We start from the raw sequence: 20916 nt of genomic DNA on the forward strand, positions 1-20916 counted from the left end.
TGTTTGGAACGATGGTTATGGTCGGCAAGCCCGTGAGGCGTGCCGTAGGTTTATTCCAGAATCGTTGCATTTTGCGGGTTTGTAGCGCAACCGTCACGGATAAAGTGCGGGGTTGCAACTTGTTGGAGTGGGCTGCATAACTTAGGCATGAACCTTCCTGAATCAACCGACACGGTCTTGAACGGCTTCCACCCCGCCGTCAGCACCTGGTTCCGCCACACCTTCCCTTCGGTGACCAGCGCCCAGGCCCAGGCGTGGCCGCTGATCCGCCAGCGCCGCTCGACGCTGATCGCAGCGCCCACCGGCTCCGGCAAGACGCTGACGGCGTTCCTCGCGGTGCTCGATGACCTGGTTCACCAGGGCCTGGCCAACGGCGGGCAACTGCCAGACGAGACGCTGGTGGTGTATGTGTCGCCGCTCAAGGCGCTGTCCAATGACATCCAGATCAACCTGCAAACCCCGCTGGCCGGGATCACCGAGCATTTGCAGCGCCTGGGCCTGCCGCCACTGGTGATCCGCACCGCCGTGCGCACCGGCGATACCCCGCAGAAAGACCGCGCACAGATGCGCAAGCGCCCGCCGCATATCCTGGTGACCACGCCGGAATCGCTCTACGTGCTGCTGGGCTCGGACTCCGGCCGGCAGACGCTGGCCAGCACGCGCACGGTGATCGTCGATGAAATCCACGCCATCGCCGCCAGCAAACGCGGCAGCCACCTGGCCTTGAGCCTGGAGCGCCTGCAAGGCTTGTGCGCCGAGCCGCTGACCCGCATCGGTCTGTCGGCCACGCAAAAACCCATCGAAGCGGTGTCGCGCTTTCTGGTGGGCACTGAGCGAACGTGCGACATCGTCGACATCGGCCATGCCCGCCCCCGTGACCTGGATATCGAAGTGCCTCCGGTGCCGCTGTCGGCGGTGATGGCCAACGATGTCTGGGAGCTGGTCTACGACCGCCTCTCCGCCCTTGCCCGTGAGCACCGCACCACGCTGATCTTCGTCAACACCCGGCGCCTGGCCGAACGCTTGGCCCGGCACTTGAGCGAGCGCCTGGGCAAGAGCGCCGTCGCCGCCCACCACGGCAGCCTGGCCAAGGAGATGCGCCTGGACGCCGAGCAACGGCTCAAGGCCGGCGAGCTGCAAGTGCTGATCGCCACAGCGTCCCTGGAACTGGGGATTGATATCGGCGATGTCGATTTGGTGTGCCAGATCGGTTCGCCGGGCTCCATCAACGGCTTTCTGCAACGGGTGGGCCGCTCCGGGCATCAGGTCGGCGGCACGCCCAAGGGGCGCCTGTTCGCCACCACCCGCGACGATCTGATCGAATGCGCCGCCCTGCTCGATTGTGTGCGGCGGGGAGAACTGGACACCTTGCAGATCCCGGTGGCGCCCCTGGACGTGCTGGCCCAGCAGATCATCGCCGAGGTCAGTGCCCAGGAGTGGCCGGAGCAGGCCCTGCTTGACCTGATCCACCGCGCCGCGCCCTACGCCACCCTGGATGAACGCCACTATCAGGCGCTGCTGCAGATGCTCGCCGAGGGCTACAACGGGCGCCAGGGTATCCGCAGCGCGTACCTGCACCGCGATGCCCTGACCCGCACCCTGCGCGGTCGCCGTGGCGCCAAGCTGACCGCCGTGACCAGCGGCGGCACCATCCCCGACAACGCCGACTACAGCGTGTTGCTCGAACCCCAAAGCCTGAACATCGGCAGCGTCAACGAAGACTTCGCAGTGGAAAGCATCGCCGGGGATATCTTCCAGCTCGGCAATACCTCCTACCGCATCCTGCGGGTCGAGGCCGGCAAAGTGCGGGTCGAAGACGCCCACGGCCAGCCGCCGACCATTCCGTTCTGGCTCGGCGAAGCGCCGGGGCGCAGCAATGAGTTATCCGCCGCTGTCGCGCGTTTGCAGGGGCAACTCGACACCCTGCTCAGCGCCAGCCCCGGCAACCTGCAACCGGCGCAAGACTGGCTCACCGGCACCCTTGGCCTGAACCGCGCCAGCGCCGAACAGACCCTCGACTACCTGGCCCGCGCGCGCCTGGCCCTCGGCGCGTTGCCGTCCCAGGACACGTTGATCATGGAGCGGTTTTTCGACGAATCCGGCGGCACCCAGTTGATCATCCACACGCCGTTCGGCAGCCGCGTCAACCGGGCCTGGGGCCTGGCCTTGCGCAAGCGTTTTTGCCGCACCTTCAATTTCGAATTGCAGGCGGCAGCCAGCGAAAATGCGATCGTGCTGTCGCTGTCCACCAGCCACAGTTTCGAGCTGAATGAGGTGTGGCGTTACCTCAACAGCAACAGTGCCGAACACCTGCTGATCCAGGCGGTGCTGGATGCGCCGCTGTTCGGCGTGCGCTGGCGCTGGAACGCCGGCGTGGCCCTGGCGCTGCCGCGCTTTACCGGTGGGCGCAAGGTGGCGCCGCAGATCCAGCGCATGAAGAGCGAAGACCTGATCGCCAGTGTGTTCCCCGACCAGATCGCCTGCCTGGAAAACCTCGCCGGTGAACGCGAAGTACCCGAGCACCCGCTGGTGGAACAAACCCTCGATGACTGCCTGCACGAAGCCATGGACAGCGACGCCTGGCTTGCCTTGCTGCGGCGCATGGAGCGCGGCGAAGTGCGCTTGATCAGCCGCGACCTGCCGGCGCCCTCGCCCATGGCCGCCGAAATCCTCAGCGCGCGCCCCTACACCTTTCTCGACGATGCACCGCTGGAAGAACGCCGCACCCAGGCCGTGCTCAACCGCCGTTGGAGCGACCCACAGAGCACCGACGACCTGGGCGCACTGGATGCGGACGCCATCGCCGGCGTGCGCGAAGAGGCCTGGCCGGCGCCCCATGGCGTGGATGAAATGCATGAGGCACTGATGAGCCTGGCGTGCATCGCCAGCCACGAAGTCACGGCGCAATGGGCCGAGTGGCTGAACGCCTTGGCCAAGGCTGGCCGCGCCTTTCAGTTGTCCAATGGCCTGTGGGTCGCGGTGGAGCGCCTGGGGTGTTTGCAGGCGATCTACCCCAACAGCTTGCCGTTGCTCCCCGGCTTCGATGAGCCCTGGACCTTTGACGACGCGCTGGTGGAACTGCTGCGTGCGCGCCTGGGTGGCTTCGGCCCGCAGAGCATTATCGAGATCGCCGCGCCACTGGCCTTGCCGCTGGCCGACATCACCCAGGCACTGGCCCGCCTGGAGCAGGAAGGCTACGTGCTGCGCGGTCGCTTCAGCCCCGGCGCACTCGAGGAACAATGGTGCGAACGGCATCTGCTCGCACGCATTCATCGCTACACGGTCAAGCGCCTGCGCCGGGAAATCGAGCCGGTGGCGCTGCAGGATTTCATGCGCTTCCTGTTCGATTGGCAGCATCTGTCCGATAGCACACGTGGCCAGGGCAGCGCGATGCTGCCGCAGATTGTCGGCCAGTTCGAAGGCTACGCCGCCGCCACGTCGGCCTGGGACAGTGACCTGCTCAGTGCGCGGCTCAAGGATTACTCATCGACCTGGCTCGACGAGCTGTGCCGCAGCGGCAAGCTGGTGTGGACGCGCTTGAGCAACAAGTCCGGCGCCATCGCCCTGCGCAGCACGCCGGTGGTGCTGTTGCCGCGCAGCCAGGTGGCATTGTGGAGCGGGCTCACCGAACCCACCGATAGCACGACGCTGTCGCCCAAGGCGCAGAAAGTCCACCTGGCCTTGCGCGAACACGGCGCGCTGTTTTTCGATGAGCTGGTGCACGAAGCCCATCTGTTGCGCAGCGAACTGGAAACCGCCTTGCAGGAACTGGTCGGCGCCGGCCTGGTGAATGCCGACAGTTTTGCCGGGTTGCGCGCACTGACCACCCCGGCCAGCAAGCGCCAGGCGCGCAGCAGTCGGCGCGGGCGTGGGGCGTTTATCGGCGGCATGGACGATGCCGGACGCTGGGCGCTGATTCGCCGCCCATCGACCGCCGCCGGCCCGCACTCGGCCGAAACCCTGGAACATGTGGCGATGACCTTGCTGCGCCGTTATGGCGTGGTGTTCTGGCGTTTGCTGGAGCGCGAGGCGGATTGGTTGCCGAGTTGGCGCGAACTGCTACGCACATTCCATCGGCTGGAAGCCCGGGGTGAGATTCGCGGCGGGCGGTTTGTCAGCGGGCTGGCGGGTGAGCAGTTTGCGCTGCCGGAGGCGATCCCATTGCTGCGCGAGGTGCGGCGCCGCCCCCATGACGGGAGTTTGATCGCCGTGTGCGGGGCTGACCCGCTGAACCTGGTGGGCACACTGTTGCCGGGCAGCAAGGTGCCGGCGGTGAGTGGGAATCGTGTTGTGTATCGGGATGGGTTGCCGGCGGCGGTGATGGTGGGGGGCAAGCAACAGATATTGCTGGATGTGGATCAGCAGTCAATACGGGACAAGCTGATCCAGCACCGCGCAAATCCGTAGCAGCTGTCGAGCCCCGGCGAGGCTGCGTCGGCCGCGACTCGATTCTGAATCGGCAGCGCGCCTGACGCAGCCTCGCTGGCGCTCGGCAGCTGCTACGGGGTGGAGGATTATTGAGTACGCGGCTGCTCCGTCAACACCACCGACGCCGGCACCTCTTCATCCGGCTCATCCACCTGGGGTGTACGCTTGGGCAACAAAACCTGCTGTGGATAAGTCTGCGCGAAGTGCACCTCATCACAGTTATCCACAAGCTTTTTCAAACGCTGGTTGAACGCACGGCTCACCGCATATTGCCCACCCGACACGGTACGGAACTGCGCCGTGAGCACCACGCCATTAAGGTCCATCTTGTCGACGCCAAACACCTCCAGCGGCCCTTGCAGGTTGTACTTGAGGAACACATCGTCGCGGATCGACTGCCCGGCCTCGCGGATCAGTTCCACGGCCTTGTCCACATCGGTGTCGTAGGTGAACTGCACCGAGAAGAACGCATAGGCAAATTGCCGCGACTGGTTGGTGACCGCCTTGATCTGCCCGAACGGCACCGAATGCACAAAGCCCTTGCCGTCGCGCAGGCGCAGGGTACGGATGGTCAGGCCTTCGACGGTGCCGGCGTGGCCGGAATCAAGCACCACCCAGTCGCCGATGGACAAGGTGTCTTCGATGATGATGAACAGGCCGGTAATCACGTCCTGCACCAATTGCTGGGAGCCGAAACCAATCGCCAGGCCGACCACACCGGCCCCCGCCAGCAACGGCGCGACGTTGATGCCCAGGTTGGCCATGGTGGTGATTGCGCAGATCACCACCAGGATGATTTTCACCGCATTGCGCAGCAGCGGCAGGATGGTCTTCACCCTTGTGCTGGGCTGGCGATTGGAGCGTTTGTTCACCGGCGGTTTCAGCGCTTCCTGGATCGCCGTGTCGAGCACCACCCAGAACAACCAGGTCATCAGCAGGATCAGGCCGATGCTGCTGAGGGAATCGCTGATCGCGCGTCCCACCGAGTTGCGCTGGGCGAATTCGAACAGCGACACGCCCCAGATCCGCCCGAGTATTTCGATAAAGGCGATGGCCATGACAATGCGCAGGATCGCGTGCAACAGGCTGAGAAAACGCTCCTTGTAGGCACTGCTGCGCTGGATAGCCACCTGGCTGCGGGACTTGAACAGGTGTTGCAGCACCGTGCTCAGGAATACCGTGCCGATCAACAGAATCGTGGTGAACAGCGCGCAGCGCAGGGCTTTCTGGTTGTCGTCGCCGGCGCCGATCAGGTTGATCGCCGAGACCAGCACCATCAACAGGATCGGCCAGTACCAAAGGCCGGAAAATATCCGCAGCGACTGCTGCAACGCCGGGTGTTTCAGGCGCTGGGCCAGCGGTCGATTACGGATCAGGTGGGCCACCGGGCGGCGCAGGCGCACCACCAGCACGCCAAAGATCACCGCCGCGAACAGGCCGGTAAACACCGCGATACTGCTGGTGATATTGCCCCCGAGCTGGCGGGCGATCTGCGGACTGGTCAGGGCGTCGCTGAGGGCAGCGAGGAAGCCGATCAGGAACAGCGGCTTGGGGCAGTAGTCGCGAATGATCTGCACCGCCGGCCGCTTATGGCCGACGTTGAACATCACAATCACGCACAGCAGCATCGACGTGGAGAAGATGCCGCTGCTGGTCGCATAGGCAAAGCACAGCGCCAGTGCGCGACCTATGGACGTGGGCAGGAAGTGACTGACATAGAGCGTCAGCGGCAGGCAGATCAGCGCCGGGATCGTGTAGGGCACCACATAACCCAGCACGCCTTGCAGGCGCCCCCGCCGTTCGATGAAAGGACGACGACTCAGGCGCAGCACGATAAACCGCCCCAGCAGCGTCAACCCAACGAAGGCACCGACCCACACCCCGGACAGCAGCAGGAAGTCGCCGGCCACGCTCCACGGCGAACGCTCCGACGTCTGGTCAACCAACCGGCCGACCTCATCTGCCGCGCGGTCCGCGCGCAGGCGCCAGGCATCAACAAGGTTCTGATTGAGGTCGAGCTTGTTCTGCACATCATCGATGCTGGAACTGATGGCACCGAGCAATCCGCCCTCTACCAGCAACTCCGGTTTGGCCGGTGCTTCGGCTTCCGGCGCGGTGGCAGCGGCGTACAGTGCGCCGCTGCCGCAGAACAGCAGCGCGCCGAGCAGTAATGCAGTCTTTAGATTCAGCAAAACACCGGGCTCCTTCAGAAGGGTCTGTAAGGAACTGACGAATTTGAGCACTGATCGTTCCCCTGTTTCAGCATCTTTGCCGCTTGGGCAACTATCAAATGCGGCCTGCATGCCGGGGTGAGGCGTGGTGGCCTTCGGCACAGTTTTGAACCTGCACCGTCTGTAGGACGGTGGAAACTTTCGCGCAAATTGCACGGTCATCCCAAAACGGAGGTCAATCGACCCACATCGACGGGAGTAACCATGGCGGCGATTCATATCGGCATTTCCGGCTGGCGCTACACGCCTTGGCGGGGGGATTTCTACCCCGAGGGGCTGACCCAGAAACGCGAGCTGCAGTTTGCGTCACGGGCCGTCAACAGCATCGAGATCAACGGTTCGTTCTACGCGCTGCAAACTCCCAAGCGTTACGCCGAGTGGTATGCCCAGACGCCTGAAGACTTCATGTTCAGTGTCAAGGCACCGCGCTACATCACGCATATCCTGCGCCTGCAGGATGTGCACAAGCCGATGGCGAACTTCTTCGCCTCCGGAGTGCTGGAGCTGAAAGACAAACTCGGCCCGATCCTGTGGCAGTTTCCGCCCAGCTTTAAATTCGATCCGCTGCTGTTCGAAGCCTTCCTCGCCGAATTGCCCACCGACACCCGGCAGGCCGCCACCCTCGCCCACCAGCATGAGCCGCGCCTGAACGGCAAGGCCAGCCTGCAGGCCCACGGCAAGCGCGCCCTGCGCCACGCGGTGGAGATTCGTCATAACAGTTTTGCGGTGCCGGAGTTTGTGCAGATGCTGGATAAGCACGGCGTGGCGTTGGTGGTGGCAGACACCGCCGGCAAGTGGCCGTATCTCGAAGATGTTACCGCCAACTTCATGTACTTGCGTTTGCACGGCGACAAGCAGCTGTACGCCAGCGGTTATACCGATGAAGCCCTCAAGCGCTGGGGCGATCGCATCGAACGTTGGGCCCACGGCAAGCAACCGGCCGATGCGCACCTGGCCGCCCCGCAGCACAAACCGCGCGCCCGCAAACAGCGGGATGTGTTTTGCTTTTTCGACAATGACATCAAAGTGCGTGCGCCCTTCGATGCACGCCACTTGCTGCAGCGTTTCGGGCTGGACAGGCAGCTTTCCACCGAGCCCGGCAAGTTGCCTGAACCGGGGGTGTTGCCATGACGCATCCGGAATGGGTCCCCATTACGCCCACCGTCGCCATCACTCGCTTCACGGTGCTGACGGTCAATATCCACAAGGGCTTCACCGCCTTGAACCGACGCTTCATCCTGCCCGAGCTGCGTGAAGCGGTACGCAGTGTGGGCGCTGATATGGTGTTCCTGCAGGAAATCCACGGCACCCACGAGCGCCATCCCCAGCGCTACAGCGACTGGCCGAACATGCCGCAGTACGAGTTCCTCGCCGACAGCATCTGGCCGCAGTTCGCCTACGGGCGCAACGCGGTCTACCCCCATGGCGACCACGGCAATGCGTTGCTGTCGAAATTCCAGATCGTGAGTTACGACAACCTCGACATCTCCCAAAGCGGCCATGAAAACCGTGGCCTGTTGCATTGCGTGCTGCGCTTGCCTGGCACCGGACAGGAAGTGCATGCGATCTGCATCCACCTGGGCTTGCGCGAGGTGCATCGCCAGCAGCAATTGCGCTTGCTGGAGCAGCGTATCAGCGAGATCCCGGCGGATGCGCCGTTGGTGGTTGCCGGCGATTTCAATGACTGGCGCCAACGCGCCGACCTCAGCCAAAGCGGCCTGCAGGAAGTATTCATGCAGGCCCACGGTAAACCCGCACGCACCTTTCCGGCACGCCTGCCGCTGCTGGCACTGGACCGCATCTATGTGCGCAATCTAAAGATTCATCACCCCAAGGTGCTGACCACCCGCCCCTGGTCCCATCTGTCAGACCACGTGCCCCTGTCGGTGGAGATTGAACTATGAACATTGCCGTTGAGCACATTTCTACCGACCAGCCGCCGGATGAAGCCAAGGCTCGCGACCTCGATTACGGCTGGCAGCCTGACAACCGGCTCGAGTTGCTGGAGAACGGCGAGGCGTACTTTCCCAAAGTATTCGACGCCTTGCGCGGGGCGCAGCGGGAGATCCTGCTGGAGACCTTTATCCTCTTCGAAGACAAGGTCGGCCATGAGCTGCAACGCATCTTGATCGACGCAGCGCAGCGTGGAGTCAAGGTGGTGGTCAGCCTGGATGGCTTTGGCTGCGGCGAACTGAGCCGCGCTTTTCTCGGCGAATTGGCCCAGGCCGGGGTGGCCGTGCAGATGTTTGACCCGGCGTCCAAGACCCTGGGTATTCGCACCAACTGGTTTCGCCGCCTGCACCGCAAGATCGTGGTGGTGGATGCCACCGTGGCGTTTATCGGCGGGATCAATTTTTCTGCCGATCACCTGGGGGATTTCGGCCCCGAGGCCAAGCAGGATTACGCGGTGCAGGTGATAGGCCCGGCGGTGGCCGACCTGCATCATTTCGCCCTCGCCCAAAGCGGCCGCCAGGTGCGTACGCGGCGCGGTTGGCGACGGCGCCAGCGACGGCCATCGCCTTGGCCGACCGATACAGGCGAGGGCCTGGTGCGCTTGATTTACCGCGACAACCTGCAGCACCGCGACGACATTGAAGAGGCCTACATCCATGCCTTGAGCAAAGCCCGGGAACGCGCGGTGATTGCCAATGCCTATTTCTTCCCCGGTTACCGCCTGCTGCGTGAGATCCGCAATGCGGCGCGCCGTGGCGTGAAGGTGCAATTGATCATGCAGGGCCAGCCCGATGTGCTGCTGGCCAAGCTGGCCGCGCGCATGCTCTACGACTACCTGCTCAAGGATGGCGTGGTGATTCATGAATATTGCCAGCGCCCGCTGCACGGCAAAGTCGCGCTGGTGGATGACGAGTGGAGCACCGTGGGTTCGAGCAACCTCGACCCGTTAAGCCTGTCGCTGAACCTGGAGGCCAACGTGCTGATTCGTGACCGGGCGTTCAATCAGCACCTGTACAAACGCCTGGACGTACTCGCCAAGGAGCATTGCCAGACCATGCCGGAAAACCGCAAGCCGCGCCTGTGGCTATGGCGACTGACCGTCGGTTTCCTGGTGTTCCATGTGATGCGCCACTTCCCCGCGCTGACCGGCTGGTTCCCGGCGCACAAGCCACGGTTGAAACCCTTCGAGGCTCGAACCCATGACATCTGAAGCCAACGGTTCACGCTTAAAGCGCTGGAAGAAACCGCTGACCGTGGCGTTCTTCCTGTTGCTGATCGTGCTGTTCACCCTGCTCGCAAGGCGTATCGACTGGAGCGAAGTGTTCCACACCCTGGGCGATTTCAAGCTGCGCACCCTGCTGATCGCGGGCACGCTGACGTTATGCAGCTTTATCGTCTACGCCTGCTTCGACTTGATCGGCCGCACCTACATTCGCCAACCGCTGCGCTGGAAGCAAATCCTGCCGGTCGGAATCATCAGCTATGCGTTCAATCTGAACCTGAGTGCCTGGGTCGGCGGAATCGCCATGCGCTATCGGCTGTATTCGCGGCTGGGGGTGAGCACTGGCAATATCGCCAAGATTCTCGGGCTGAGCCTGGCCACCAATTGGTTCGGTTATATGGCATTGGCCGGGGTGGTGTTCAGCAGCGGCCTGGTGACCATGCCGCCGGGCTGGAAGCTCAGCAGCGGCGCCCTGCAGGGCGTGGGTGTGCTGTTGGTGCTGGCGAGCCTGGGCTATCTGGCGGCGTGCCAATTCTCGACAAAGCGTGCATGGTCGATTCGCGGCATCGAGATCAACCTGCCGTCGCTGCGCATGGCGTGCCTGCAGTTGGCATTGGGCGCGTTGAACTGGTCGCTGATGGCCGCGGTGATTTTCACCTTGTTGCCCGCCAAGCTGGACTACCCGCTGGTGTTGGGCGTGCTGCTGATCAGCGCGATCGCCGGTGTCATCACCCATATCCCCGCCGGGCTCGGGGTGCTGGAAGCGGTGTTTATCGCACTGCTGCAACATGAAGCGTCGCGCGGCAGTTTGCTGGCCGGGCTGATCGCCTATCGGGCCATTTACTTTATCCTGCCGCTACTGATCGCCCTGGTGATGTACCTCGGTGTCGAGGCCAAAGCCAAGGCACTACGGGTGAAGAAAACACCAGCATGATCGCGTTACTGGGACTGGATGATGCTCAACCGTTCCCCCACTACCATCTCGGTGATCCAGTCCACCAGGATCGAGGTGTAGGCCTGTTGTGACACTGGATCGCTCAGGGAGTGGTCGGCACCATCGATGATGCGGTGCGTCAGGGAGTGCGTGTGCTGGCACGCCGCGCGGTAGCTCATGATGGTGGCGTGGGGCACATGGTCATCGGTTTCCGATTCGACAATCAGCACATCACCGGTAAATTGCGCGCAGGCCTGCAGTGCGCGGTTGGTTTCGGCGTGCACCAGCGTGCTGCGGTAATCCATCAGGTCGGCCTTATCGAGGTCACGCTTGGGCTTGAGCCATTCCTGGTCGCGGTACAACGCAGGCACGCGCAGCGCCAGCCAGCGCACCGGGCGCAATGAGGTGAGAATCGCCGCCAGGTAGCCGCCATAGCTGGTGCCCACCACCGCCACCGCCGAGGTGTCGATGGCCGGGTGCGAGAGCAGTCGGTCGTAGGCCGCCAGCAGATCGCGCAGGTTGTCTTCACGGGTGACGCGGGACAACGGGATACCTGTGCCCGCGTGGCCACGCAGATCGAACGTCAGGCACACGCATCCCAGCCCGGCGATACCTTTGGCGCGCTCCAGGTCCCGCTCCTGGCTACCGCCCCAGCCGTGCACGAATAACACCCCCGGCACCTTCGATTTGGGGCTGAGGAACGTGCCGCTCATCTGTTCGTCGTCGATGTCGATCGCAATGCTTTCGCTTCTAGCCGTCATAAGATTTAACCGTCACGTACTTGAGAAGAAAGTCGCTGTGTTCCGCCGGGCCTCGGTACACCTCGATAGCATCCGCGGGCAGCGCCTGGTCCACGTAGGTTTCTACCGAAGACACCTGAATGGCCTTGAGGCCCGGGTGGTTGATAAAGCTCTGCAGCGCCGCGACTTCCGCGCTGCTGGCGCCCCCCATGCGCCAGGATTGTTCAAGCACACCACTGCGCCGCTGGCCGTCGCTGTCCAGGCCCTGGGCGATATCGTAGTTGCGCCGGGACGCGTAGAAACCCGGGTAAGCCTCATCGGCGGCCGCGTCGAAGACCTGGGCTTGCTCGATGGCTTGGCGCACGTCGCCGGGCAGCTCGAGCTTGAGCAAATCGTCATAACCGCCAGGCACCACCAGCAGGTTGGAGCCACCGTAGACCTCCTCGCCCTGTCCGTCCTGGGTCAGGTATTGCTCGCCGCAGTAGCTGATGACCTGATCGCCGATAAAACTCTGGCCCACACTATGGGTGACCACATCGTGCAGGTCTTGTTCCAGCACGACGCCTTCGCTGAACATCCGGGCCGCTTCGGGGCGCGCCACCACGGCCTCGAACTCATCCAGGCTGTGGATAACTTCCTGGCCGCGCCCGGCGCAGGCATGCACCGGTTTCAGGCGGATCGGCCCGCTGTAGAGCAAGCGTTTGGCGGCTTCCTGTGCATCGTTGAGCGCAAATACGCTCAGGCCGTCCAGCACAACGTCGCGCACGCGCTCGCAGAACAAGGGCGACCAGCCTTCGGGGGCTGCAGCGTCCGGGCCCAGCAGGCCGTGACTGATGGCTTTGGTGCCGATGAAATCATGCTCCACATAACCGCCCCACAGGTCTTCGGGGCCCTTGATATCAAGGGCCCGCGCCTGTGCAGGGCCAATCAGCGTTTGCGTGGGAAGCAGGTAGCGTTCACGGCCGGCGTGTTTGCGTGGATCGTAATCACCGCCGTACTTGAGCCCAAGGATTTGCGCCAGCCAGCGCGCAAGGGCTCGGTTGGTTTCGACTTCATGCCGGGGAGCGCCCTCTCGCGTGGAGTGAGCGACTACCCATTTCTTGCGTTGAGTCGGGGTCATGCATCCCCCTTGGCCATCCCGCCATGTGTGTGGGTGGAAGGTTGCAGGGATCAGGCCAAGGCAGGTTCAAAAGTGATGCCTTTGAAATCAATCGCTTGCGCAAAAAGCGATAGCAGTTGGCCTGTATTATTCTGCACGACACCCCCTTGACCGTGGGGCGTTCTGCACGATTCACACGCCAAAACGGCTGCGGTAATCACTGGGTGCCAACCCGGTGATCTTCTTGAAGGTGGCGCGAAACGCACCAGGGTCCTGATACCCCACGGTCCAGGCGATGTGGTCGATGGTGGCGGTGGTGAACTCCAGCATTTGCCGCGCCTTGCCGACACGTAAATGCTGGCAGTATTCGGTGGGTTTCAATCCCGTGGCACTGCGAAAACGCCGTAGGAACGTGCGTTCTTCCAACCCCGCCTCTTGCGCCATGGCGGCCACGGACACATCCACCGCGCCACTGGCTTGCAACCAATGCTGGACCTTGAGGATGGCCGCATCGCCATGGCTGAGGATCGGCGCAAAGTTGCTGCCGCACTGGCTGGCACTGTCGCTGTGCTCGATCACCAGGAAACGCGCGGTATCGGCAGCGACGCTGGGGCCCATCAGGCGGTCGACCAGGCGCAGGCCCAGCTCGGACCAGGCCATCAGCCCGGCGGTGGTGATCAGGTCGCCGTCATCGACGATCGGTTTATCCGCCTCAAGGCGTACAGCCGGATAACGGGTCGCGAAGGATTTGGCTGAGGACCAATGGGTGGTGGCGCTGCGCCCGTCCAACAGACCGCTGCGCGCCAGCAGGATCGAACCGATGCACACGCCACCGAGCACGGTGCCTGCAGCGTGTTGCTGGCGAATCCACTCGAGCAGTGCGGGCGGCGCCTGGTCTTCGGTGAACTCGCCGATTGAAGGCGGCACCAGCACCGCCATCATCGGTTGCTCAGGCCCTGGGTAGCTGTCGAATACCCGCGTGGGTGTGCCATGACCATCTACCTGCCAGTGGCTCACCCGCAGCAACGGCAGCTGTGCGGATTGATGCTCGGCGGCGATCCGGTTGGCGACACCGAACAGATCGGTCAGCCCATGCACCGCTGCCAACTGCGCCCCCTGGTAGATCAACACGCCCAGCTCAACAACCGCCATTGTCAGTTTTCCCCCTGTTATTGTCGGTGCAGCCAATCCCCCGCTCCGGCGCCAGCTAACATACTGGCCCCATCAACCCATCACGAGGCAATACCCATGGCCAAGCAAGCGCTCATCCTAATCGATATCCAGAACGACTACTTCCCTCAAGGCAAGTGGCCGCTCGATGGCGTGGACGCCGCCGCGGACAAGGCTGCGCAGGTGCTCCAGGCGTTTCGCCAGAACGGGGATGCAGTGATTCATGTGCGCCATGAGTTCACGTCCGAGGATGCACCGTTTTTCACGCCGAACTCTGAGGGTGCCTATTTGCACCCCAAGGTGCTGAACGAGGGCAGCGAGCCGGTGGTGCTTAAACATTTCGTGAATGCGTTCCGCGAAACCCCTCTACGCGCCCTTCTGGAACAGCGCAGCATCACCGAACTGGTGGTGGTCGGCAGCATGAGCCATATGTGCATCGATGCGGTGGTGCGGGCCGCAGCGGACCTGGGCTACAAGGTCACGGTGATTCATGACGCATGTGCCACCCGCGATCTGGAGTTCAATGGGCAGGTGATTCCGGCGGCGCAGGTGCATGGCGCGTATATGGCGTCGTTGGCATTTGGCTACGCGGGCGTAGTGTCAGCGGATGAGTATTTGAAGGCGCAGGCAGCAGCGGCGTAAGCGCTGCTTGCTTCTGTGCCGTCAGCGGGTCGCGATGATAAACAGGCGCGGGAAGGGCAGTAATACGGTGCCATCGCCTAGTGCTGGATAAGCCTGTGTAATCCGCGCCTGGTATTCCTGTAGGAAAGCGGCTTTTTCGCTATCGGTCAGTGGCGCGAGAAAGGGTCGCAAGCCCGAGCCCTTGAACCACTCCACCACAGCGGCATGATCCGCCAGCGGGTGCTGGTACGTGGTGTGCCACACATCCACGGTACTGCAGTGTTGGCTCAGCAACTCGTAGTAGTAGCTCACCGAGTGGCGCTCATTGTGTTGGAACGCTCCGATCTTTGCCGCCCATGGGCCATCTGCCGCCACTTCGCGTGCCAGCCGGTGGGCGGGTTCATTGAGGTTGTCTGGGGTTTGTACGGCGAGCGTGCCGCCAGGCGCCAACTGGTCGACCAGATGCGGATAGAGCGTGGCGTGGTTTGGCAGCCATTGCAGCGAGGCGTTGGCGAGGATCACGTCGAATGTCTGCGACGGACTCCAGGCACCGATGTCCGCCAGCTCAAAGTTCAGCGCGGGCAGGCGCTTGCGGGCGTCGACCAGCATGTCGTCGGAACTGTCCAGGCCCGTCACCTGCGCCTGCGGGAAACGCTCGGCCAATACCTGGGTGGAGTTGCCGGGGCCACAACCCAGGTCCACCGCTGTGTGCACCACGGTATTCGGAATGGCCGCGACCAGGTCACGGACCGGACGAGTGCGTTGTTGTTCAAACATCGTGTATTGCTTGGCAGACCAGGTCATCGCGGCTCTCCTTGTTCTGTGGAAGTGGGTTACAGCCTAAATCGAGTGGCCCCCGGAGACAAATGCCAGGGCCGGCGATCGTTCCATCCCGTCATTTAATCCGTTGCGGGTGCAGCTTCATGCATCACGAAATTACAAAAAAGCCCCGAGAGCAGGGCTCACGGGGCTTTTTGGGAAAGCTATACGGATTGCGCCGAGCGATATCCTAGAACGGAATATCGTCATCAAAGCTGTCGAAATCCGGAGCCGGTTGCGGAGCGGCCTGTTGCGGTGCTGGACGCGACTCACGCTGTGGCTGCTGGCTTGGCTGCGGACGCGTCTGCTGTGGACGCGGTGCCGAGTTGGACATACCGCCCTGGCCTTGTTGGTCGCCCTGTGGACGGCCGCCCAGCAGTTGCATGGTGCCTTGCATGTCGACCACGATTTCAGTGGTGTAACGCTTGATGCCGTCTTTTTCCCACTCGCGGGTTTGCAGCTTGCCTTCGATGTAGACCTGCGAACCTTTGCGCAGGTATTCACCGGCGATCTCTGCGACCTTGCCGAACATCGACACACGGTGCCATTCGGTTTTCTCGACCTTCTGGCCGGTCTGCTTGTCGGTCCATTGTTCGCTGGTCGCCAGACTCAGGTTGGTCACGGCGTTACCGTTAGGCAAGTAGCGAACTTCGGGATCCTGGCCGCATGTACCGACCAATATGACTTTGTTAACCCCACGGGCCATAACGTTCTCCTATGCTGGGCGCGCTGTCGGCACTGGGTTGACCAGTTGCTCGAGCGTCGCGCGATCCAATAATTCGGTGTCCAATTTGATGTAAATGGCCGCCTCTTCAGCGACCACGACTGCATCTGTTACCCCTACGACTGCCTTCAGGCGCTCTACCAGACCGCTTTCACGGATCGCCTCAGGCGATAGCGGCAAACGCAGGCTTGTGACGTAGGGAGGTTCGCGCATGGTAACAGCAAAGGCCAACCAAAGTGCAGCCAGCCCGGCGCATCCGAGGAACACAACCGACAAACCGCCATGCTGGAACATCCAGCCGCCCATGATGCCGCCCAGCGCCGAGCCAAGGAACTGGCTGGTGGAATACACCCCCATCGCCGTGCCTTTGCCGCCGGCCGGTGAAACTTTACTGATCAGCGAAGGCAATGAAGCCTCCAGCAGGTTGAACGCGGTGAAGAACACCACCGTGCCAATAACCAGCGCCCGTAGGCTGTCGCCGAACTGCCAGAAGAATAGTTCAGTGAGCATTAATGTCGCGACGGCACCGAGCAAAACTCGTTTCATTTTGCGTTTCTTCTCGCCATAGATGATGAACGGGATCATGGCGAAGAACGAAATCAGCAGTGCGGTGAGGTAGACCCACCAGTGCTGTTCCTTGGGCAGCCCGGCTTTTTCCACCAGCGCCAGGGGCAAGGCGACGAAGCTGCACATCAGCATTGCGTGTAAGACGAAGATACCTAAATCCAGGCGCAACAGATCCGGGTGCTTGAGCGTCGGCAACAGGGCCTTGCGTGCGACGCCCGACTCACGGTGCTGCAACGTGCCAGTGGAGCGCGGCACCATGAAGGCCACGATCACGATCCCGAACAACGCCATGCCGCCGGTGGCAAGGAACAGGCCGTGCAAGCCAAAGGCACGCGTCAGCAATGGGCCCACGACCATGGCCACGGCGAACGACAGACCGATGGTCATGCCGATCATGGCCATGGCCTTGGTGCGGTGTTGCTCACGGGTCAGGTCGGACAGCAGCGCCATGACGGCAGCGGAAATCGCCCCGGCACCTTGCAGTATGCGTCCGGCGATCACGCCCCAGATCGAATCGGATTGTGCCGCGAGCACGCTGCCGAGGGCGAAGACAATCAGCCCGAGGTAAATCACCGGGCGCCGGCCAATCCGGTCGGAAATGATTCCGAACGGGATCTGAAAAATCGCCTGGGTCAGGCCATAGGCGCCAATCGCCAGGCCGATCAGTGCGGGGGTCGCGCCTGCCAGATCCATTCCATAGGTCGCCAGTACCGGCAACACCATGAACATGCCAAGCATACGGAACGCGAACACCAGGGCCAGACCGCTTGCTGCTCGGGTCTCGCCGCTACTCATGCGTTCGCTGTGGGGATCGTGCATGGAAAAACCTCGTGTGAACCGGCGGCGATTCTACCAGTCCCATCGATTGAGAGGGTATATGCGGCGCTTTGCCGCGCAGCTTTCATGTAAGGCTGCACCCGGCACTTTGACAGTGTATATTCATCCAGTCTTTAGCCGTATACTCCTGCATTATTTACGCCCGCCGTGCGAGGCCATCTTGGACAAGATCCTGATTCGTGGGGCTAGAACCCACAACCTGAAGAACATCGACCTGACCCTGCCCCGGGACAAACTGATCGTCATCACCGGCTTGTCCGGCTCCGGCAAATCGTCCCTGGCGTTCGACACGCTGTATGCCGAAGGTCAGCGGCGCTATGTGGAATCGCTGTCGGCCTATGCCCGTCAGTTCCTGTCGATGATGGAAAAGCCGGACGTCGACACCATTGAAGGCCTGTCGCCGGCGATTTCCATTGAGCAGAAGTCGACCTCCCACAATCCGCGTTCCACCGTGGGCACCATCACCGAAATCTACGACTACCTGCGCCTGCTGTACGCGCGGGTGGGTATCCCCCGTTGCCCGGACCACGACATTCCGCTGGAAGCCCAGACCGTCAGCCAGATGGTCGACCTGGTGCTGGCCCAACCGGAAGGTGCCAAGCTGATGCTGCTGGCACCGGTGATTCGCGAGCGCAAGGGCGAACACCTCTCTGTATTCGAAGAGCTGCGTGCTCAAGGTTTCGTACGTGCGCGTATCAACGGCAAGCTCTATGAGCTGGACGAAGCGCCGAAACTCGACAAGCAGAAGAAGCACTCGATTGATGTCGTGGTCGATCGCTTCAAGGTGCGGGCCGACCTGCAGCAGCGTCTGGCCGAATCGTTCGAGACCGCGTTGAAGCTGGCGGATGGCATTGCCCTGGTGGCACCGATGGATGATGAGCCGGGTGAAGAGATCATCTTCTCCGCGCGCTTTGCCTGCCCGATCTGTGGCCACGCCATCAGCGAGCTGGAGCCCAAGCTGTTCTCCTTCAACAACCCGGCCGGGGCCTGCCCGACCTGCGATGGCCTGGGCGTGAAGCAATTCTTCGACATCAAGCGCCTGGTCAACGGCGACCTGACATTGGCGGAGGGCGCGATACGCGGCTGGGACAGGCGTAACGTCTACTACTTCCAGATGCTCGGGTCGTTGGCGTCCCATTACAAGTTCAGCCTTGAAGTACCTTTCAACCAACTGCCGGCAGACCAGCAGAAAGTCATCCTCAATGGCAGCGGCTCGCAGAACGTCGACTTCAAGTACCTGAACGACCGTGGCGACATCGTCAAGCGCTCACATCCGTTCGAAGGCATTGTCCCCAACCTGGAACGCCGCTACCGCGAGACTGAATCGGCGAGTGTGCGCGAAGAGCTGGCGAAATTCCTCAGCACCCAACCTTGCCCGGATTGCCGGGGCACTCGCCTGCGTCGTGAGGCGCGGCATGTATGGGTGGGTGAGAAAACGCTGCCGGCGGTGACCAACCTGCCGATCGGCGATGCCTGTGAATACTTTGGTGTGCTAAAGCTCACCGGGCGCCGTGGGGAAATTGCCGACAAGATCCTCAAGGAGATCCGCGAGCGCCTGCAGTTCCTGGTTAACGTTGGCCTGGACTATCTGTCGCTGGATCGCAGCGCAGATACGTTGTCCGGCGGTGAAGCGCAGCGAATTCGCCTGGCCAGCCAGATTGGTGCCGGCCTGGTGGGGGTGTTGTACATCCTCGATGAGCCTTCGATTGGTTTGCACCAGCGGGACAACGATCGCCTGCTGGGCACGCTGAAACACCTGCGGGATATCGGCAATACGGTGATCGTGGTCGAGCACGATGAAGATGCGATTCGCCTGGCGGACTACGTGGTCGATATTGGCCCAGGCGCCGGCGTACATGGAGGACATATTGTCGCCGAGGGCACGCCTGCCGAGGTAATGGCACATCCCGACTCGTTGACCGGCAAGTACCTGTCCGGCCGTGTGAAGATCGCAGTGCCAGCCAAGCGTACACCGCGCAACAAGAAGATGGCGTTGCACCTCAAGGGCGCGCGCGGCAACAACTTGCGCAATGTTGACCTGGAAATACCACTGGGCCTGCTGACCTGCGTGACCGGTGTTTCCGGCTCAGGTAAGTCGACGCTGATCAACAACACGCTGTTCCCCTTGAGTGCCACCGCCTTGAACGGCGCTACCACCCTGGAAGCCGCCGCGCACGACAGCATCAAGGGTCTGGAACACCTGGACAAGGTGGTCGATATCGACCAAAGCCCGATTGGCCGCACACCGCGCTCCAACCCCGCGACCTACACCGGGTTGTTCACGCCTATTCGTGAGCTGTTTGCTGGCGTGCCGGAATCCCGCTCACGGGGCTACGGGCCAGGCCGCTTCTCGTTCAACGTCAAGGGCGGTCGCTGTGAGGCGTGCCAGGGGGATGGCCTGATCAAGGTGGAGATGCACTTCCTCCCGGACATCTACGTGCCGTGCGATGTGTGCAAGAGCAAGCGTTATAACCGCGAAACCCTGGAAATCAAGTACAAGGGCAAGAGCATCCACGAGACCCTGGAGATGACCATCGAGGAAGCGCGGGTGTTCTTTGATGCGGTTCCGGCGCTTGCGCGCAAGCTGCAGACGCTGATGGATGTGGGTCTGTCCTATATCAAGCTGGGGCAGTCGGCGACCACGCTGTCCGGTGGTGAGGCGCAGCGGGTTAAGCTGTCTCGCGAGCTGTCCAAACGCGATACGGGCAAGACCTTGTATATCCTGGATGAGCCGACAACCGGCCTGCACTTTGCGGATATTCAGCAATTGCTGGATGTGTTGCACCGCTTGCGTGATCACGGCAACACCGTGGTGGTGATCGAGCACAACCTGGATGTGATCAAGACGGCCGACTGGCTGGTGGATCTAGGACCGGAAGGCGGATCCAAGGGTGGCCAGATCATTGCGGTAGGTACGCCGGAGCAGGTCTCCGAGATGCCACAATCGCATACGGGTTACTACTTGAAACCATTGCTGGCGCGCGACCGGGCCTGATTTATCAAGCTCAATAAAAAGCCCCTGTCACTGCTGAAGTGACAGGGGCTTTTTTGTAGGAAATCAGAACTGCGATTGCAGGTAGTTTTCCAGGCCAATCAGCTTGATCAAACCCAACTGCTTTTCTAGCCAGTAGGTGTGATCTTCTTCGGTATCGTTCAACTGCACGCGCAGGATTTCCCGCGTGACGAAGTCGCTGTGCTGCTCGCAGAGCTCGATGCCCTTGCAGAGAGCGGCACGCACCTTGTATTCAAGACGAAGATCGGCTGCAAGCATGTCAGGTACGCTGGTACCCACATCCAGATCGTCGGGACGCATACGTGGCGTACCTTCGAGCATCAGGATACGACGCATCAGTGCATCGGCGTGCTGTGCCTCTTCTTCCATTTCGTGGTTGATACGCTCGTAGAGTTCGGTAAAACCCCAGTCTTCGTACATGCGCGAGTGGATGAAATATTGATCACGAGCTGCCAGTTCGCCCGTCAGCAACGTGTTGAGGTAATCGATTACGTCGGGGTGACCTTGCATCGCCCTACATCTCCCTGCTTGAAAGTCTGTAGTTTGAACCATGCTGAC

General features: G+C 62.0%; 15 protein-coding genes. 7 read left to right on the forward strand and 8 right to left on the reverse strand.

The features are described 5' to 3' along the window. Positions 1-147 precede the first annotated feature (147 nt). Complete coding sequence (locus Q8X51_RS13790; RefSeq protein WP_407693859.1) at positions 148-4407, forward strand: DEAD/DEAH box helicase; 4260 nt, start codon at positions 148-150, stop codon at positions 4405-4407. A gap of 107 nt (positions 4408-4514) precedes the next feature. Here the strand turns inward: Q8X51_RS13790 and Q8X51_RS13795 are convergent, their stop codons facing one another. Beyond that, complete coding sequence (locus tag Q8X51_RS13795; RefSeq protein ID WP_065925129.1) at positions 4515-6620, reverse strand: mechanosensitive ion channel family protein; 2106 nt, start codon at positions 6618-6620, stop codon at positions 4515-4517. Between the two features lie 243 nt (positions 6621-6863). On the opposite strand from Q8X51_RS13795, the gene Q8X51_RS13800 reads away from it, so the two are divergent. The 4 genes from Q8X51_RS13800 to Q8X51_RS13815 are packed head-to-tail and all read left to right on the forward strand — an operon-like array spanning position 6864 to position 10768. Further along, positions 6864-7790 carry a DUF72 domain-containing protein gene (locus Q8X51_RS13800; protein ID WP_065925128.1) on the forward strand — a complete coding sequence of 309 codons (927 nt, stop codon included), beginning with the start codon at positions 6864-6866 and terminating at the stop codon, positions 7788-7790. Beyond that, positions 7787-8563: an endonuclease/exonuclease/phosphatase family protein gene (locus Q8X51_RS13805; RefSeq protein ID WP_065925127.1), complete on the forward strand. Its 777-nt coding sequence runs from the start codon at positions 7787-7789 to the stop codon at positions 8561-8563. The genes Q8X51_RS13800 and Q8X51_RS13805 overlap by 4 nt, the downstream gene beginning before the upstream one ends. Beyond that, positions 8560-9822, forward strand: coding sequence for a cardiolipin synthase ClsB (clsB, locus tag Q8X51_RS13810; protein WP_407693860.1), 1263 nt, complete (start codon positions 8560-8562; stop codon positions 9820-9822). The genes Q8X51_RS13805 and clsB overlap by 4 nt, the downstream gene beginning before the upstream one ends. Then, positions 9812-10768 (forward strand): lysylphosphatidylglycerol synthase domain-containing protein, encoded by a 957-nt coding sequence (locus Q8X51_RS13815; protein ID WP_065925125.1) that lies wholly within the window; start codon positions 9812-9814, stop codon positions 10766-10768. The genes clsB and Q8X51_RS13815 overlap by 11 nt, the downstream gene beginning before the upstream one ends. Positions 10769-10773: 5 nt before the next feature. Here the strand turns inward: Q8X51_RS13815 and Q8X51_RS13820 are convergent, their stop codons facing one another. The 3 genes from Q8X51_RS13820 to Q8X51_RS13830 form a co-directional block, all read right to left on the reverse strand. Beyond that, positions 10774-11529, reverse strand: coding sequence for an alpha/beta hydrolase family protein (locus Q8X51_RS13820; protein WP_027605173.1), 756 nt, complete (start codon positions 11527-11529; stop codon positions 10774-10776). Further along, positions 11519-12628 carry a DUF3182 family protein gene (locus Q8X51_RS13825; RefSeq protein WP_407693861.1) on the reverse strand — a complete coding sequence of 370 codons (1110 nt, stop codon included), beginning with the start codon at positions 12626-12628 and terminating at the stop codon, positions 11519-11521. Before Q8X51_RS13825 ends, Q8X51_RS13820 begins: the two co-directional genes overlap by 11 nt. Before the next feature lie 171 nt (positions 12629-12799). Continuing rightward, positions 12800-13759 carry a GlxA family transcriptional regulator gene (locus tag Q8X51_RS13830; RefSeq protein ID WP_065925359.1) on the reverse strand — a complete coding sequence of 320 codons (960 nt, stop codon included), beginning with the start codon at positions 13757-13759 and terminating at the stop codon, positions 12800-12802. Positions 13760-13855: 96 nt separating this feature from the next. Between Q8X51_RS13830 and Q8X51_RS13835 the strand changes: the two genes are divergently transcribed. After that, entirely contained in the window at positions 13856-14419 is a 564-nt protein-coding gene (locus tag Q8X51_RS13835; RefSeq protein ID WP_065925358.1) for a cysteine hydrolase family protein, read from the forward strand. Positions 14420-14440: 21 nt separating this feature from the next. On the opposite strand, the gene tam is transcribed toward Q8X51_RS13835, so the two are convergent. From tam to Q8X51_RS13850, 3 genes are all read right to left on the reverse strand, one after another. After that, positions 14441-15202: a trans-aconitate 2-methyltransferase gene (gene tam / locus Q8X51_RS13840; protein WP_074847757.1), complete on the reverse strand. Its 762-nt coding sequence runs from the start codon at positions 15200-15202 to the stop codon at positions 14441-14443. Between the two features lie 205 nt (positions 15203-15407). After that, positions 15408-15923, reverse strand: a complete 516-nt coding sequence (locus Q8X51_RS13845) for a single-stranded DNA-binding protein (RefSeq protein WP_065925356.1) — start codon at positions 15921-15923, stop codon at positions 15408-15410. A 9-nt stretch (positions 15924-15932) separates the two neighbouring features. Next, a complete protein-coding gene (locus Q8X51_RS13850) occupies positions 15933-17327 on the reverse strand; it encodes an MFS transporter (protein ID WP_015886131.1) in 1395 nt (464 codons plus the stop codon). Positions 17328-17505: 178 nt separating this feature from the next. Here Q8X51_RS13850 and uvrA point away from each other — a divergent pair, with 178 nt between their 5' ends. Further along, positions 17506-20340, forward strand: a complete 2835-nt coding sequence (uvrA, locus tag Q8X51_RS13855) for an excinuclease ABC subunit UvrA (RefSeq protein ID WP_065925355.1) — start codon at positions 17506-17508, stop codon at positions 20338-20340. Positions 20341-20403: 63 nt separating this feature from the next. On the opposite strand, the gene bfr is transcribed toward uvrA, so the two are convergent. Then, entirely contained in the window at positions 20404-20868 is a 465-nt protein-coding gene (bfr, locus tag Q8X51_RS13860) for a bacterioferritin (protein ID WP_017525959.1), read from the reverse strand. Positions 20869-20916 lie beyond the last annotated feature (48 nt).

Origin of the sequence: Pseudomonas sp. Yb2C2 (assembly GCF_052112325.1) — a bacterium.
Classification (GTDB): domain Bacteria; phylum Pseudomonadota; class Gammaproteobacteria; order Pseudomonadales; family Pseudomonadaceae; genus Aquipseudomonas; species Aquipseudomonas marginalis.